Source organism: Kribbella sp. NPDC056861 (assembly GCF_040687575.1).
GTDB lineage: Bacteria > Actinomycetota > Actinomycetes > Propionibacteriales > Kribbellaceae > Kribbella.
The window spans coordinates 459536-476194 of record NZ_JBFBNQ010000007.1; the positions used below are offsets into that span (position 1 = coordinate 459536).

The following is a 16659-nucleotide window of genomic DNA, read 5'->3' on the forward strand; positions in this document are numbered from 1 at the left end:
CTCAGCCTGACCGCCTGCGGTCGTCGCGGATGCGCTTCGCTTTCCCTAGCGAGCGCTCCAGCGCGTGCGGCGGCAGGACCTCGACGGCGGCTGTCACGCCCACTCGGTCCTTGACGCGACGGGACAAGGCTGAGGCTGCCGTCGCGTAGGACGAGACCGGGAGGTCGGGGGCGGCCTCGACCTGGACCGTCAGCTCGTCCATCCGGTTCGGGCGGGTGAGGACGCAGAGGTAGTGCGGGGTGAGGCCCTCGACCAGCAGGAGTTGTTCCTCGATCTGGGTCGGGAAGACGTTGACGCCGCGGACGATCATCATGTCGTCGGTCCGGCCGGTGATCTTCTCCATCCGGCGCATGCCGGGGCGGGCGGTGCCGGGCAGCAGCCGGGTCAGGTCGCGGGTGCGGTAGCGCAGTACCGGGAAGGCTTGTTTGGTGAGGGTGGTGAAGACCAGCTCGCCGACCTCGCCGTCGGGCAGCACCTCGCCGGTGACCGGGTCGATGATCTCGGGGTAGAAGTGGTCCTCCCAGATGTGCAGACCGTCCTTGGTCTCCACGCACTCCTGCGCGACGCCCGGGCCCATCACCTCCGACAGACCGTAGATGTCGACCGCGTGCATACCGGTCTTGGTCTCCACCTCGGTGCGCATCTGCTCGGTCCACGGCTCGGCGCCGAAGATCCCGACCCGGAGCGAGGTCTCCCGAGGATCCATGCCTCGGGCAACCATCTCGTCGATGATGGAGAGGAAGTACGACGGCGTCACCATGATGATCCGGGCGCCGAAGTCGCGGATCAGGTCGACCTGGCGCTCGGTCATCCCGCCGGAGACGGGGACGACGGTGCAGCCGAGCCGCTCGGCGCCGTAGTGCGCGCCCAGCCCACCGGTGAAGAGTCCGTACCCGTAGGCGACATGGCAGACGTCACCCGCGCGGCCGCCGGCAGCACGGATCGAGCGGGCGATCAGGTTGGCCCAGGTGTCGATGTCGTCGCGGGTGTAGCCGACGACGGTCGGGCGGCCCGTCGTACCGGAGGAGGCGTGCACGCGGACGACTTCTTCTCGCGGTACCGCGAACATGCCGAACGGGTAGTTGTCGCGCAGATCCTGCTTGCCGGTGAAGGGCAGCCGGCTCAGGTCGGACAGGTCCTGCAGATCGTCGGGCTTGAAGCCGACGCCGTCCAGCGCGGCCCGGTAGTGCGGCACGTTCTCGTACGCCGCGCGCACGGTCTTCTGCAGGCCGGCCAGCTGCCGCGCCCGCAGTTCGTCGACGGACAGCTTCTCGCCGTCGTCCAGCAAATCGGCAGGACAAGCTTCACCAAGAAAACGTTCGGTCATGCGGGTGACCTTTCAGGGGCGCGCCAGCAGGGTCGCGATGCCCTGGCCGACTCCGATGCACATGGTGGCCAGCGCGTACCCGGCTTCGCGGTGGCGAAGCTCCAGGGCGGCGGTGAGGGCGAGACGCGCGCCGGACATGCCCAGGGGGTGACCCAGGGCGATGGCGCCGCCGTTCGGATTGACGTGTTCGGCGTCGTCGGGCAGGCCGAGCTCACGCAGTACTGCGAGGGACTGGGCGGCGAACGCCTCGTTGAGTTCGATCACACCCACGTCGGACAAGGCGACACGGGCGCGAGCAAGCACCTTGCGGGTCGCCGGGACCGGGCCGATACCCATGATCCGCGGTGGCACGCCGGCGGCCGAGGTCCCGACGATCCGGGCCAGCGGAGTCACGCCGAGCCGCTCGACGGCCTCGCCGCTCATCACCAGCAGGGCCGCGGCGCCGTCGTTGACGCCGGACGCGTTGCCCGCGGTGACCGTCCCCGGGTCGCGGAACGGAGTCTTCAACCCGGCAAGGGCTTCCAGTGAGGTCTCGCGCGGGTGCTCGTCGATATCGACGACGGTCACCGCGCCGCGCTTGCCCGGCACCTCGACCGCGACGATCTCCTCGGCGAGCCGACCGTTGGCAGCAGCCTTGGCCGCGCGCTGCTGGCTGTGGAAGGCGAACAGATCCTGGTCCTCGCGGGAGATCGAGAAGTCGGCCGCGACGTTCTCGGCGGTCTCCGGCATCGAGTCGATCCCGTACTGCTTCTTCAGCACCGGATTGACGAACCGCCAGCCGATCGTGGTGTCGAAGATCTCCGCCTGCCGGGAGAAAGCCGAAGTTGCCTTGGGCATCACGAAAGGTGCCCGTGACATCGACTCGACGCCACCGGCCAGCACGATCTCGTTGTCACCGGCAACGATTGACCGGGCCGCCGCGGCGACCGCGTCGAGTCCCGAGCCGCAGAGCCGGTTGATGGTCGAGCCCGGCACGCTGTCGGGCAGGCCGGCCAGCAGCGAGGCCATCCGGGCCACGTTGCGGTTGTCCTCGCCGGCCTGGTTCGCGCAGCCGAGGAAGACGTCGTCGATGGTCGCCGGGTCGAGGGCCGGGTGCCTGGCGAGCAGGGCGCGCAGGGCATGCGCCGCGAGATCGTCCGGCCGGACCGAGGCGAGCGCGCCGCCGTACCGGCCGATCGGGGTGCGAACGCCGTCCACCAGATAGGCCACGCGGGTCATGAGTCCTCCTTGACGATGGTTCCGGACAACTGACGGCTGCGGCCGCGGAACTCGGCGATCACATCGTCGCCCCGCCGGACCGTCACGTCATAGATCCCGTTCTTCCCGTACTGCGTCCGCTCCCGCGCCTCGGCGGTGAGCAGGTCGCCGCGCTGGGCGGGCGCGACGAAGACGATGTCGCAGGCCTGGGCCACGGTCACCAGGTTGCGCGAGTTGCAGGCGAAAGCGAAGGCCGAGTCGGCCAGCGTGAAGATGAACCCGCCGTGCGCGATCCCGTGCCCGTTCACCATGTCGTCGCGGACCGGCATCTCGAGCACCGCCGCGCCCTCGGTGACCGAGACCAGCCGCATCCCGAGCAGGGCGCTGGCGGAGTCGTCGGCCCACATCGCGGCGGCGACCTGACTGGCTAGTTCCTGGCCCATGTTGTGACACTCTAGCCCTGATCTGGTCGTGGACTGTAACATCCTCGTTATGACTACTGACTGGCTGGCAGCGCACCGCGAACGACTCGACGGCGCGCTGAGCGCGATCCGCAGCCGTGGCTACTACTCCGCCTACCCGGAGTCGCCCAGCCCGCGGGTCTACGGCGAGACGGCGGCCGCGGACGGCAAGGCGGCGTTCGAGGCCCACCGCGGTACGACGTACGCGGTGGAGACGCCGGGCGCGAACGGCACGGTCAGCTCCGAGGAGTCGCCGTACGGCGTCGCCCTGGACGTCCAGTACCCGCGCACCACCGAGTCCGGGCTGGACGAGCTGCTCGAGGCGGCTCAGAAGGGTCTGAGGGACTGGCGCAAGGCCGGGATCGACGGTCGGGTCGGCGTCACGCTGGAGATCCTCGACCGGCTGCACAAGCGGATCTTCGAGCTGGCCAACGCGGTCCAGCACACCAGTGGTCAGGCCTTCGTGATGGCCTTCCAGGCCGGCGGCGCGCACGCGCTGGACCGGGCGCTGGAGGCGATCGCCTACTCGTACGAGGAGATGAGCCGCTACCCGGCGACCGCGATCTGGGAGAAGCCCGCCAAGGGCGACCCGATCCGGCTGGAGAAGAACTTCACCGTCATCGGCCGCGGCGTCGCGCTGGTGATCGGCTGCAACACCTTCCCGACCTGGAACTCCTGGCCAGGCCTGTTCGCCTCGCTGGTCACCGGCAACGCGGTCGTCGTCAAGCCGCACCCGCTGGCTGTACTGCCGCTCGCGATCACCGTCGAGGTGGCCCGCGAGGTGCTCGCCGAGGCCGGTTACGACCCCAACCTGGTCACCCTGGCCGCCGAGCATCCGGGCGACGGGCTGGCCAAGCCGCTCGCGCTGCGCCCCGAGGTCAAGCTGATCGACTTCACCGGCGGCAGCGAGTTCGGTGAGTGGCTGGAGCACAACGCGACCCAGGCGACGGTGTTCACCGAGAAGGCCGGCGTGAACGCGGTCATCATCGACTCGACCGACTCGTTCAAGGCGCTCTGCAACAACCTCGCCTTCACCCTGTCGCTGTACTCCGGCCAGATGTGCACCACCACCCAGAACCTGTTCGTCCCCGCCGACGGGATCGAGACCGACGAGGGGCACAAGTCCTTCGACGAGGTCGGCGCCGGCCTGGCGAACTCGATCAGCAAACTGCTCGGCGACGACGCCCGCGCGGTCGAGCTGCTCGGCGGGATCGTGAACGAGGCCGTGGTCAGCCGGCTCGAGCTGGTCCCGGAGTACGGCGAGGTGGTGCTGGAGTCGCGCGCGATCCAGCACCCGGCGTACGCCGATGCCGTGGTCCGGACGCCGCTGCTGCTCGCCGTCGACGCGAAGAGCGAGGACGTTTTCGGCCGCGAGTGCTTCGGCCCGGTCTCCTTCCTGGTCCGCACCAGCGGCACCGCGGAGTCGATCGAGCTGTTCCGCAAGACGGTCGCCGCGGGCGGCGCGATGACGGCCGGCGTCTACTCGATCGACGAGGCAGTGCTGGACGAGGTGCGGGATGCCGCCCTCGACGTCGGCGTCGCGTTGTCGGAGAACCTGACCGGCCAGGTGTTCGTGAACCAGTCGGCCGCGTTCAGCGATTTCCACGGCACCGGAGCGAACCCGGCCGCGAACGCCACGTACACCGACGGCGCATACGTTGCGAGTCGCTTCCGCGTCATTCAGTCTAGGCGTCATGCCTGACGCCGAGAATCTGCAGGAAGTATTCGCGTACTACGACAGCTGGCTGGCCTTCAACCAGCGCTACCAACGGGTTCCCGGGGTCCAGGCCGCCGTGTTCGCGGAGGACGCGATCGCGTTCTCCGCGGCGTACGGGCAGGCCGACGTCGAGCAGGGCGCCGCGCTGACCGAACAGCACCTGTTCCGGATCGCGTCGCACTCCAAGACGTTCACCGCGACCGCGGTCCTGCAGCTGGCCGAGCAGGGCAAGCTGCGGCTGGACGACAAGGCCGCGATGCACGTCACCGAGATCGTCGGCACGACGCTGGGCGAGCGCACCGTCCGCGACCTGCTCAGCCACGCCGGCGGGGTCACCCGGGACAGTCAAACGGCCGACTTCTGGCAGCTCGGACTCGCCTTCCCCGACCGTGAGCTGCTGATCGACGTGCTCAAGGAGCCGGACTCGGCGGTGCTGGAGGACAACGACCGGTTCAAGTACTCCAACATCGGCTACGGCCTGCTCGGGCTGATCGTCGAGGCAGTCTCCGGTACGTCGTACAACGACTTCGTGCGGACCGGGATCGTCGAGAAGCTCGGCCTGGCCAACCTCGGTCCCGAGCTGGATCCGGTCCGGACCGCCGAGTACGCGGTCGGCTACAGCTCTCTCTCGTACGCCGACCAGCGGGTGCCGATCGACCACATCGACACCGGAGCCTTGGCCTCGGCGACCGGCTTCTTCGGCACCGCGAGCGACGTGGTGACCTACTGGTCGGCGCATCTGCCGGGCGACGACCGGTTGCTGACCGACGGGTCGAAGCGGCTGATGCAACACCCCTGGTGGAAGACGACGGACGCCGAGTGGCCGAAGTACGGGCTGGGCCTGCAGCTCTGGAAGATCGGCGAGACGGAGTTGTTCGGGCACAGCGGCGGTTATCCGGGGCACATCACCTTGTCGATGGTCGATGCCGAGCGCCGGCTGGTGGTCACCGTGCTGACGAACGCGATCGACGGCCCGGCGCGGCAGCTCACCGAGGCCGCGTTCAAGCTGCTCGACCTGGCCGAGTCGAAGCCGCGTGAGTCGACCGAAGGCCTGGAGCGCTTCACCGGTCGCTACGCGAACCTGTGGGGTGTGATGGACATCGTTCAGCTCGGTGGACGGCTCTACGCGATCGACCCGACCTCCTCCGATCCGGCAGCCGAGCCGACCAGCCTCGAGCCGGACGGCGACGCCCTGCGGATCACCGGCGGCTCCGGGTACGGCGCCTTCGGCGAGACCTACCGGTTCGTCTTCGGGGCCGACGGCGAGGTGGAGTCGGTCCGGGGTTCCAGCGGGCTGTCGCACCCGATCGACACCTTCACCCTTCCGGACCGAGTGCGGGTGAGTAGCTTTGAGGCATGACCATCCACGGGGATCATCCGTTCCTGCCACCTGAGTCGGAGCGGAGCCCGGTCCGGCGGTTCCGCGGCCGGTTGCCGTCGCCGGTCGGATTGTGGACGACGCAGTACGAGGGCAAGCGGGCCGGGCTGACCGTTTCGTCGATGCTGGTCGCGGACGGCGAGCCCGGCTACGTGGTCGGGTTGATCGACCCGGACTCGGACCTCTGGGAAACGTTGCGCAAGGCAAGGACCGCGGTGGTCAGTCTGCTCGGCGGCCCGCACCAGCAACTCGCCGACGCCTTCGGGTACGTCGCGCCGGCGCCGGGCGGGCCGTTCCGGATGATGGAGTGGAGCGAGACTGAGTGGGGTCCGGCGCCGGTTGGGGTGAGCACTTGGGCTGGGTGTCGGTTGGTGTCGGTGGATCCGCCTGAAGTCGGCTGGGCTCTGCAGGTGCAGTTGGAGATCGTGCAGGTGGAGCTTGGAGCGGATGAGTTGCCTGCCCTGGTCCATCGCCGTGGCCGTTACACGACGTTTTAACTGCAGACGCCCGCGCCGGCTCCTTCGTCGCCTGCTCCCCACCCCCCAGCTCCCTCGCTCCTTCGTCGCTCGTCCCGCTGCCGTGACAGCACTGACGGGGTCGTCAGCCTGTTGCGGTGACGGGCTGCTCCGCGCGGTAGTCAGGTTCATGCGGGCGACTGGCTCCGGTGGCCGTGGCTTGCTGGCAGCTTGTTAGCTGGCTACCCGACCTCTAGCGCAACTCGACCTGCAGCCTCAGGTACGGGCGTAGTACGACCGGCCCCAGCAGCCCGGACGGCAGCGCCTGGCCGCGGCTGTTGGCGCCCGTGTTCGTCACCCTCACCACAATGCTGTTAGCCCCGGCACGGAGTACGGGCGTGACGTCGACCCTGTACGGCGCCCACAGCCGGGCCGGCAAAGCAGTGCCGTTGATCGTCACCTCCGCCACCTCGCGGACATCACCGAGGTCCAGCGTCCAACCATGCCCAGCCGGATCGACCGTGAACTCCTTCTCGTAGACCCCAGCCCCGGAGAAGCCAGCCTCGATCCCCGTCCAGGACCCCAGCAGCCGCCGAGTCGTCTCAGCCCCCGCGCGATCGAAATGGAAGTCCCACTCACCGCCGATCGCAACCGGAGTCAACGGATCCGCCACAGTGACCGACCCACTGAAGACCTTGCGCCCGTCGATCGCACTCACACTGACAGGCCCCGGGCCGACCACCCGCACGGTCGCCCGCCGAGAACTCCCGTTGAACTCAACACCCTCCACCGGCGCCGAAGACGCGACAGCATGCGGAAGCGCCGTTCCCTGCTTGAAAACCACCAGCACCATCGCCTTGGGCTCCAGCACCAACGGAATCTCCGTCCGCTTCCCCACCTGCCGCCAAACCCCAGCGCCACTCACCGTCCCGGTGTCGGCATCCCACACCTCCGGCACCCCGGTCTCCGGAAAACTCGCACCAACGCGGACAACCTCAGCCCGCTCATTCACCACCAGAAACGCGCTCTCATCACTGCGTCTGACCCGCAACGCCCGCACCTCCGGGACAGCCGGGGTGAGAGTCACAGCAGCCCGCCCATCTGCAGCAACCGCCGCGGCCGCCTCAGCCACAGTGCCAACCCGCACACCACGCCCACCAACCCCCAGCAACTCCGCCCACGCTGCAGCCAACGCCGCGTCTGCCCCGCCTGACTCGCGCTTCGCCGGCTCACCAACCACCACAACCAACCCACCCTGCCGCACCAACGTCGTCAGCGTCCGGACAGTCCCGAGCGCGATCACTGGAGAAGCGGGCACCACCATCGCCTGGTACCGCTGCCGCCCAACAACCAGCGCACCGTTCCGCGCCCGAGCATGCGCGATCAACGCCGGATCGTTGCTCAAGGCCCCTTCATCCACGAGGTCGAAGTCAACCTGACGATCCTCCAACGCATGCACGGCAGCGACGAACGCGTCGTCAAGAGACTGCGCCTCAGCACTGCCCTGCACCTGCTCGGCAGCACGCTGAGGCTGGAGCAGCCCGGTCTGCGCCGCGCCCTCCGCGCGCCCCGCCTCCATCACCCGCCCGATCCAGTCGTTCAACGGCGCGGACACACCCCACCAAGGATTGACCCGCTGGAACGGCGGCGGATAGACGATGTTGGCCTCTTCGCTGAACATCGCGTGCAGCAAAGTCTGGTTCACCCCACGCACCGCGAAGGACCCGATCGCCTCCCGGACCTGGCTCGGGGTGATCGCCCACCCGGCGCCGCCCATCGCCTCGAGGTACACCCGCTCCTTGCCGACCTGGTGAGCCGCCGAGGCCGCCCAGCGGGACAAGGTGCGGTAGTAGCCACGCTGGTAGTGATCGAAGATCAGATCCGTCCCGGGAATCTGCGCCCATTGATGGGTGCTGTTCAGATTGCCGCTGCTCTTCACCTGCTCGGCCGGGCCGTACTCGTCCCACAACGGGTTGGAGATGAAAGCAATGCCCCGCTTCTCCATCCACTGCCCCTGCTGCTTGTAGTACGCCGCCGAGTAGCGGTTGGAAACGGCTCGCCAGAAGACTCCGCTCAGCCGCTGACCCGCAGTACCGAGGTCGTTGTGGACTGCGGTCAGAGCGACGGCCGGGTTGGTGCCGAGTCGGCTCAGTTCGCCCGTGAGTGAAGCCGACCAGGGGATCGTGCGGAAGTGAGCGGAGGCCGAGGCGAGGAGCGGTTCGTCGTCGGCGAAGCCGCGGAGTACGTGGCCAGCGGCCCAGGGGAAGCGCCGTACGTACTCGCCCGGAATGATGTCGAGGAACAGCCGGACCGCCTCGTCGTCGAGCAGGTCGAGGTAGTACCGCAGGGAGTTGCCGTCCTGGATCAGCGCCTTGCTGGTGAAGATGTCGACGTCCCACTGACCAGCCGGTGCCTGCCAGGCATCGCCTGCCTGGGCGATCGCGGTGAGGTCGCGGATCGCCGAGACGTCCTGCGAACCAGCGGGCCGAGCCGCGACCGCGACCAGTGGACCGGGAAAGCCGGTGGGCAGGTCGAAGGCGTCCAACGCTGTTGCTGCACTGAAGTCTTCGTCGTACCGGCCTGTCACCGTCAGCCGGTCCCAGCTGGACGCCTGCGTCGCCGTCGCCCGTACTCCGATCCGCCCGCGCGGCCAGCTCCCGTCCACGACCTCGGCCCGGGCGACGCCGTCGACCGAAGCGTTGATCCGGTCGCCACGCAGCTGGATCTGCACGTCGTGATAGGCGGCAGAATCGAAGCCTGGTGAGGGATTCCCGCTGCTCAGGAGGTTGAAGGCGCCGCCGGACTGACGCCAGATGTCGAGCCCGCCGTCGGTACGGAGGTCGGCCAGATAGCCGTTGGATTCATCGGTACTGCGGAACATCAGCCCCGCGGTGGCTCGATCGATCCGGACTCTCGCCGCGACGTCGTAGTCCTGCCAATCAGCGCCCGCGCGCAGCAAGGTGATGCCGTCCCGGGTGCTCGCATCGACCACGAGCCGGCCGTCCCGGACCTCCAGCCCGCGACTCAGTTCGTCCAGCTTGACCGGTACGCCGCCGGCGACCGTCGCGCGGCCGCGGACGATGCCGTGCAAGCGCAGCTCCGGGCGCGGCGGGTAGACCCGATCGCCGACCTGGCCGCCCTTCACCACGAACCCGCCGGCCCGGCCGCTGGGGAAGTAATCGTCGTTGAACAGCCAGACGTGCATGCCGTGCCGCTCGGCCTCGCGCAAGGTGTACTCGATCAGCGCGAACCACTCCTCGCTGAAGAACACCGGGCGGAGGGCATCGGTCTCGAACGGGAAGACCAGCACCTCGAGGACGCCCTGGCTGCGGAGGTCGGCGAGTTGGGTGTCGACCAGGGTCTTCGTCACCGGGCCGTTCCAGAACCAGAGGACGGTTGGGCGGCTGTCGGCCGGTGGACGGAGGAACGCCGCCGGGTCGAAGGTGCGGGGCAGTTGGCTCAGCTCTCCGGCTCCGGCGTCGGCGGCTTCAGTGACCCCGGAGGCCACGGTTGCTTCGGCGTTGAGCGCTGGGAGTGACGCGGCGGCGGCAGTGGCCGCGGCGATCGCCAGCACGGCTCGCCTCGTCAGCGGCAGGCTGCCGGACGTCGTCAGCAGGCCGGGAAAGGCAGGGGCGGAGTGCTCACCGGAGTCCATCCGAGGATCGTGGGCCGTCGGCCGGAGCAGGGGCAATGAAGACGACCGGTTCCGGCCAGCGATGCCGCAGGCCGGCCGATGCCGCACGCCAGCCTGCCCGCAGGCCCGCGGGCAGGTTCCCGCCGGGTCGTGCTTAAGTGAGGACATGCGAGCTACCACCATCCACGCGCCGTTCGACGTCCGGCTGAGCGAGGTCCCGGACCCGGTGATCACCAAGCCGACCGACGCGGTGATCAAGATCGTCGCCGGGTGCATCTGCGGATCCGACCTGTGGCCGTACCGTGGGGAGAACAAGATCACCCCCGGCAGCCGGATCGGGCACGAGTACGTCGGGATCGTCCAGGAGGTCGGTTCCGAGGTCCGTTCGGTGCGTCCCGGTGACTTCGTTGTCACCCCGTTCGTGGCCAGTGACGGCACCTGCCCGAACTGTCTGGCGGGTCTCCAGTCGGTCTGCCAGAACATCGTCGGGATCGGCAGCAAGGACGCCGACGGCGGTCAGGGCGAGTACGCGAAGGTGCCGTGGGCCGACGGCACCTTGGTCGCGACTCCCGGCGTACCAGATGACGCACTGGTCCCCTCGCTGCTCACGTTGTCCGACGTGATGGGAACGGGCTGGCACGCGGCCCTGTCGGCCCGGGTCAAGGCCGGCGACACGGTCGTGGTGGTCGGCGACGGGGCGGTCGGCCTGTGCGGAGTACTTGCTGCTTCCCGGATGGGTGCCGAGCGGGTGATTGCGCTTTCCCGGCACGAGTCGCGGCAGAAGATCGCCCGCGAGTTCGGGGCGACGCACATCATCGCCGAGCGTGGGGACGAGGCCAAGGCGGCGGTCCTGGAGCTCACCGACGGCGTCGGAGCGGACGCCGTACTGGAGTGCGTCGGCACCGACCAGTCGTTCAAGACCGCCTTCGACGTGGCCAGGCCCGGCGCGACGGTCGGCTTCGTCGGCGTGCCGCACGGGGTCGAGGTACCGGTCCGGAAGATGTTCGGGCGCAACATCGGGCTGGCCGGCGGGGTCGCTCCGGCGCGCCAGTATCTGCCCGAACTGATGGCGGACGTACTGTCGGGAGCGATCAATCCGGGGCTGGTCTTCGATGCCGAGCTGCCGCTGAGCGAGGTGGCCGAGGGCTACAAAGCGATGCACGAACGGCGCGCGATCAAGGTCCTGCTCCGGCCGTAGTGCGCAGTACCAGTGCGCATAGTGGCCTTACAAGAGCGGTATGTACGCGCTCTCAATGCAGCTGTGCGCCAGGGATCACGTCTGAGCAACGCGCTTGCGCGGAACGTTGACACCCGACCGGCCCCGGCCCAGAGTTGGGCCGTCAAGGGGGCATTCGTTGTCAGACAGCTCCATGAGCTGATCGGAGAGTGAAAAATGCGTGGTGGTTGGAGCAAGGCCTTCGCGGTGGTGGGTGCCGTGGGTCTTCTCGCGGTCAGTGCCTGCGGAAACAGTGACGACTCCGGCAGTGGTGGGGACGCTGCTGCCAACAAGGACGTGACCGTCTTCACCTGGTGGGCCGACGGTGGTGAGAAGGCCGGTCTCGACGGTCTGGTCTCGGTGTTCAACACCGAGTGCAAGGACTACAAGTTCGTCAACTCCGCGGTCGCCGGTGGCGCCGGGTCGAACGCCAAGCAGGTGCTGGCGAACGACCTGCAGGCCAAGAAGCCGCCGTCGACGTTCCAGGCGCACGCCGGCGCCGAGCTGGGCGACTACATCAAGAACGCCCAGGTCGACGACGTCAGCGACCTGTACAAGGAGTTCGGTCTGGACAAGGCTTTCCCGCAGAGCCTGGTGGACAACCTGACCATCGACGGCAAGATCTACTCGGTGCCGGCCAACGTGCACCGCGCCAACGTCGTCTGGGCCAGCCCCGCCGTGCTGAAGAAGGCCAACATCGACGCCACCAAGGCACCGGCCTCGGTCGACGCCTGGATCGCCGACATGGAGAAGCTGAAGGCGGCCGGGGTCAAGGCTCCGCTGGCCACCTCCAAGGGCTTCGCCGAGGAAATGGTGATGGAGGTCGTGCTGCTCGCCGAGCTCGGTCCGGACAAGTTCACCGGGCTGTGGAACGGCAAGACCGACATGGCCGGCGCCGACGTCACCGCCGCGCTGGAGAAGTTCAAGAAGGTGCTGACCTTCAGCAACGCCGACCGCGAGGCGATCGACTGGCCGGACGCGCTGCAGTACGTCAACAAGGGCCAGTCGGCCTACACGCTGATGGGTGACTGGGTCGCCGCGCAGCAGCTCGCCGACAAGGTGCCGGACACGGCGTACACCTACTGGCCGGCGCCGGGAACGGCGGGGAACTTCCAGTACCTGGCCGACTCCTTCACGCTGCCGACCGGTGGTCAGGACCCCGAAGGCGCGAAGTGCTGGCTGAAGACCGTCGGCAGCGCCGAGGGCCAGAAGGCCTTCAACACCAAGAAGGGCTCGATCCCGGCCCGTTCGGACGCGGTCGCCACGGACTACCCGAAGTACCAGCAGGCCGCGATGGCCGACTGGAAGTCCAACAAGATCGTTCCGTCCTGCGCCCACGGCGCTGCCTGCACGCTGGGCCAGAACGACAGCATCCTGTCGGCGATGGGCCAGTTCAGCAGTGGTCTGGACGTCGCGACGTTGCAGAAGTCGCTCGTCAACGCGGCCAAGCCGAACTGATCGATCGGTGTCCTCACCGACCTTGACTGATCTCGACCGGGAGTCCTGAGTCATGCACGGAAGAATCCGCACCTGGGGGCCAGGGGCGCTGGTGCTGCTGCCCACGGTGCTGTTGCTCGGGTACTTCGTCTACGGGTTGATCGCCTGGACCTTCAACACGTCGTTGACGGACAAGCACAACGCCCGCCCGGTCCCGACGCACCATGTCGGGTTCGAGAACTACGCCAACCTGTTCGGTGAGGACCGGTTCCTCAACTCGCTGAAGAACCTCGGCGTGCTCACGGTGGCCTTCATCGTGGGCACGCTGATCTTCGGCCTGCTCTGGGCCCTGCTGCTGGAGAAGGGGGTCACCGGCGAGGGCCTGTTCCGGTCGATCTTCCTGTTCCCGATGGCGATCTCGATGATCGCCTCGGGGGTCGTCTGGGGCTGGCTGCTGAACCCCTCGCAGGGCGAGGACGCGCGCGGCCTGAACCGGCTGTTCGACATCCTGCACCTGAACTTCCTGGAGAATCCCTGGTGGACCGCCGGGAACAGATGGACCACGATGGCGTCCATCGCGTTACCAGCGGTCTGGCAGCTGTCCGGCTACATCATGGCGCTGTTCCTGGCCGGCTTCCGGGGCATCCCGGGCGAGCTGCGCGAGGCGGCCCGGGTGGACGGCGCCAGTGAGTTCAAGCTCTACCGGTACGTGCTGTTCCCGCAGCTGTCGCCGATCGCGCTGTCGGCGCTGATCATCCTGGGCCACATGTCGCTGAAGCTGTTCGACCTGATCTACGCGATCACCGGGCCGAACCAGTTCCGCACCGAGGTGCCGTCGGTCTACATGTGGAACACCCTGCTGCGCAGCGACATGGCGAAGGCGGCCGCGATCGCGATCGTGCTGCTCGCCGTCGTCGCAGTACTCGTCATTCCCTATGTGGCCTACACCGTCCGGCAGGAGACCGAAGAATGACCGTCGTGGATGCCTCGGCCGCAACCGGCAAGGCCGCCGCGGCGATCAGCAAGAAGCCGCAGCGCAGTACGATCGCCGACGGCTCGACCCGCAGGAGCAGGACCGTTCGCTACGTCTTCCTGCTGTTCTTCCTGCTCTTCGTGCTGACGCCGGTGTACGTCGTGATCATCACCAGCTTCAAGACCTCTGCCGACACCACTGCCGCCGCGCAGTGGTCGCTGCCGGAGACCTGGACGATCGAGCCGTGGAAGAAGGCCTGGGACGTCCTGCAGCCGTACATGGTCCGCTCGCTCTCGCTGGCGGTCCCAGCCGCGATCATCGCGTCGCTGATCGGCTCCGCGAACGGGTTCGTACTGGCCCGCTGGCGCTTCCCCGGCGCGAACCTGGTGTTCGCGTTCATCCTGTTCGGCATGTTCATCCCGTACCAGGCCGTGATGCTGCCGCTGCGGCAGACCTACCAGGACCTGGACGTCACCCGGGGGATCCCGACGCTGCTGATCACGCACGTCATCTACGGCATCCCGATCTGCACGCTGATCTTCCGCAACTACTACGCCACCGTGATCCCGACCGAGATCATCGAGTCGGCCCGGGTGGACGGCGCGGGGCTGATCCAGACCTACGTCCGGATCATCCTGCCGGTCTCGATCTCCGGTTTCGTGGTGACGCTGATCTGGCAGTTCACCTCGGTCTGGAACGACTTCCTGTTCGCGCTGTTCCTGACCCAGCAGAACAACGGCCCGGTCACCCTCGGGCTGGCGGCGCTGGCCGGCGGCCAGAAGGTCGACTACGCGGCCAGCATGGCCGGCGCGCTGATCACGTCGTTCCCGACGCTGCTGGTCTACATCCTGCTCGGCCGCTGGTTCATCGGCGGTCTGATGGCGGGCGCTCTGAAGGGCTAGTCGCCGTCCGCCACTCCTTCTTTCCTTCCTTCCCTTTCTGTTTGCTGTTCACTGTCTGAAACCTGCGGCCCGTGGATCCGGTACTTCGGTACTGGAACCACGGGCCGTCAGCGTTGACTGACGGCGTGTCGAGGCCTCTGTCCACAGGACGCGCGCACCGCCCTGCGGCGAAGTACCGGTCGGCGGTAATCTCGCCAGAGTGACCAAGTCACGAGGTCGGGACGGACGCGGTAGCCACCTACGGTTGGTCGGCTCCAGTCCGGGCCCTACCCCAGGGCATCCGCCGGCGGGTGTCGTGGGGACAGACCTCGACACCACGCCGAGTGTCGCAGTGCTGGACACACTGCAGGAGACCCTGCTGCTCGACCTGGCCGCCGCGCCACCGGCCTTGCACCCGGTGATCGCCGAGGCATCGGTCGCGCGCTCCGCGGCGCTGCTCGCCGACCAGTTGTGGCCGGCCGGTCAGCCCGACGAGATCGGTGAGATCGAGCGGTTCTTCTGGGCCGATGCGGCTCGGGTGCTGGGGGAGCGGCGCGACCCGGATTCCTTTGTGTTGTTGACGAGTCTGGCCCGGACGGTAGGCCGCGCGGGGCGGTTGCCGCTGCAACGCGCGCATCTGTCGCGGGGGCGGACGCAGTACGACGTACCGGACTGGGTGGCCCGGATCGCGAGCTTCCGGCTGACCAGCGCGATCGTGTCGGAGGACGTCACCGGCGACGGGCTGAGCGTGGTGCTCGACTACGACGACGAGCAGCATCCGCACACGGTGGTCGTGTTCGTGGACAACAATCTCGGCGCGATCGCCAAGGACGTCTTCGTCGGTCCGCCGGTGGATCGGGTGGTCGAGGCTTATCAGCGCGGTGGACGGGTGACCGTGCGGACTGTGCGTCCGGCGACGGCTGCGGGGATCATCCTGCAGGCGCTGGGCGAGACACATGACCACGACGACCCACCGGTGACGGAGGACTTCGAGTTCTTCTCCGGGTTGCTGGTGAACCGGCTGACCCAGTTGCCGGAGCGCCCGGTGAGACCGCCTGTCCGGGCGCAGTTGTCGGGCCGGCAACGCGACCAGTTGGTGGAGGAGTTCCTCGATTCGTCGTACGCGGTGGGTCTGCCCGACGATGCGGCCGATGTCGCGCGGTTGTGGATCGACCACGCCGTCGATCGGACGGTCGGTGGGCCGCTGCGCGTTTCCGCAGTACTGGTTGAGTTGTTCCTGTCCTACTGGTTGCCTCGCAAGGTGCTTGCCGACAGCACCTACTTCGCCGGCGTACCGCTGGTGATCAAGGCCTGGCTGTCCTTTGCCGGCGAGCGCACTTCGCTGGACCTGGACGCGATCGAAGAGGCAATCGACGCCGTCGACGTCTGGAAGCCCGCTTTGGAAGCGGCCGCGTTGGCCGAGCCGATCGGCGCGAAGTCCGGCGAACGTGTCTTCCTCGACGACACCAGCGACGATCTAGAAGAGGCCTACCGCACCTTGGCCGGCCTCGGCTCACCCCCACGCCCCGACCTCCGAGGCCTCGACAAGTCCCAAGCCGCGACGCTGTCGGTGCTCGCCCCGCATGCGTGGCTCCTGGCCGGGGAGACCCTCGGCACCCACTACGCCGCGGAAGCTTTCAGCATCGCCGACAGCTTGGTCCGAGATGCTCCGGATCTGCTCACCAAGGCGCGCCTCTCGACGTGGCCTCGAGCCATCGTCTGGCTACTCGCCCACCGGCACCGCCTGGTGGGTCCAGGCGAGCCGCTCACACCTCTCGGGCTGGCCGCGGAGCTTTCGTCGTCGGCACCAACTCTCCGCAAGACCGCGAAGCTGCTGACAGACACCCTGATCCTGCCGCGGTAAGAGCAAGAGCCAAGTACAAGAGCAAGAGCAAGAGCAAGAGCAAGAGCAAGAGCAAGAGCAAGAGCAAGAGCAAGAGCAAGAGCAAGAGCAAGAGCAAGAGCAAGAGCAAGAGCAAGAGC

At 68.0% G+C, this 16659-nt stretch carries 12 protein-coding genes; 8 read left to right on the top strand and 4 right to left on the bottom strand.

All coding sequences use genetic code 11. The features are described from left to right. Position 1 precedes the first annotated feature (1 nt). The 3 genes from paaK to paaI are packed head-to-tail and all read right to left on the bottom strand — an operon-like array spanning position 2 to position 2967. On the bottom strand, positions 2–1327 hold the full coding sequence (gene paaK / locus AB0P21_RS33895; RefSeq protein WP_363702138.1) for a phenylacetate--CoA ligase PaaK: 1326 nt from the start codon (positions 1325–1327) through the stop codon (positions 2–4). A gap of 12 nt (positions 1328–1339) precedes the next feature. Then, positions 1340–2545, bottom strand: coding sequence for a 3-oxoadipyl-CoA thiolase (pcaF, locus tag AB0P21_RS33900; RefSeq protein ID WP_363702140.1), 1206 nt, complete (start codon positions 2543–2545; stop codon positions 1340–1342). Continuing rightward, on the bottom strand, positions 2542–2967 hold the full coding sequence (gene paaI, locus AB0P21_RS33905; protein ID WP_363702142.1) for a hydroxyphenylacetyl-CoA thioesterase PaaI: 426 nt from the start codon (positions 2965–2967) through the stop codon (positions 2542–2544). Before paaI ends, pcaF begins: the two co-directional genes overlap by 4 nt. 49 nt (positions 2968–3016) lie before the next feature. Between paaI and paaN the strand changes: the two genes are divergently transcribed. Genes paaN through AB0P21_RS33920 form a run of 3 tightly spaced genes read left to right on the top strand, consistent with a single transcriptional unit; the run spans position 3017 to position 6577 of the window. Continuing rightward, positions 3017–4687, top strand: coding sequence for a phenylacetic acid degradation protein PaaN (paaN, locus tag AB0P21_RS33910; protein WP_363702144.1), 1671 nt, complete (start codon positions 3017–3019; stop codon positions 4685–4687). Further along, a complete protein-coding gene (locus AB0P21_RS33915) occupies positions 4680–6062 on the top strand; it encodes a serine hydrolase domain-containing protein (RefSeq protein WP_363702147.1) in 1383 nt (460 codons plus the stop codon). The genes paaN and AB0P21_RS33915 overlap by 8 nt, the downstream gene beginning before the upstream one ends. Then, positions 6059–6577 carry a flavin reductase family protein gene (locus AB0P21_RS33920; RefSeq protein ID WP_363702149.1) on the top strand — a complete coding sequence of 173 codons (519 nt, stop codon included), beginning with the start codon at positions 6059–6061 and terminating at the stop codon, positions 6575–6577. The genes AB0P21_RS33915 and AB0P21_RS33920 overlap by 4 nt, the downstream gene beginning before the upstream one ends. Positions 6578–6788: 211 nt before the next feature. Here AB0P21_RS33920 and AB0P21_RS33925 read toward each other — a convergent pair whose 3' ends face one another. Continuing rightward, positions 6789–10190, bottom strand: a complete 3402-nt coding sequence (locus AB0P21_RS33925) for a glycosyl hydrolase (protein WP_363702151.1) — start codon at positions 10188–10190, stop codon at positions 6789–6791. Positions 10191–10335: 145 nt separating this feature from the next. Between AB0P21_RS33925 and AB0P21_RS33930 the strand changes: the two genes are divergently transcribed. The 5 genes from AB0P21_RS33930 (at position 10336) to AB0P21_RS33950 (ending at position 16540) form a co-directional block, all read left to right on the top strand. After that, positions 10336–11367 carry a zinc-dependent alcohol dehydrogenase family protein gene (locus AB0P21_RS33930; RefSeq protein ID WP_363702153.1) on the top strand — a complete coding sequence of 344 codons (1032 nt, stop codon included), beginning with the start codon at positions 10336–10338 and terminating at the stop codon, positions 11365–11367. 237 nt (positions 11368–11604) lie between these two features. Then, positions 11605–12843, top strand: a complete 1239-nt coding sequence (locus AB0P21_RS33935; RefSeq protein ID WP_363702155.1) for an ABC transporter substrate-binding protein — start codon at positions 11605–11607, stop codon at positions 12841–12843. 52 nt (positions 12844–12895) lie between these two features. Then, a complete protein-coding gene (locus AB0P21_RS33940) occupies positions 12896–13795 on the top strand; it encodes a sugar ABC transporter permease (RefSeq protein ID WP_363702157.1) in 900 nt (299 codons plus the stop codon). Continuing rightward, positions 13792–14697, top strand: coding sequence for a carbohydrate ABC transporter permease (locus AB0P21_RS33945; RefSeq protein WP_363702159.1), 906 nt, complete (start codon positions 13792–13794; stop codon positions 14695–14697). Before AB0P21_RS33940 ends, AB0P21_RS33945 begins: the two co-directional genes overlap by 4 nt. 295 nt (positions 14698–14992) lie before the next feature. Then, on the top strand, positions 14993–16540 hold the full coding sequence (locus AB0P21_RS33950) for a hypothetical protein (protein WP_363702161.1): 1548 nt from the start codon (positions 14993–14995) through the stop codon (positions 16538–16540). The last annotated feature ends 119 nt before the right edge of the window (positions 16541–16659 follow it).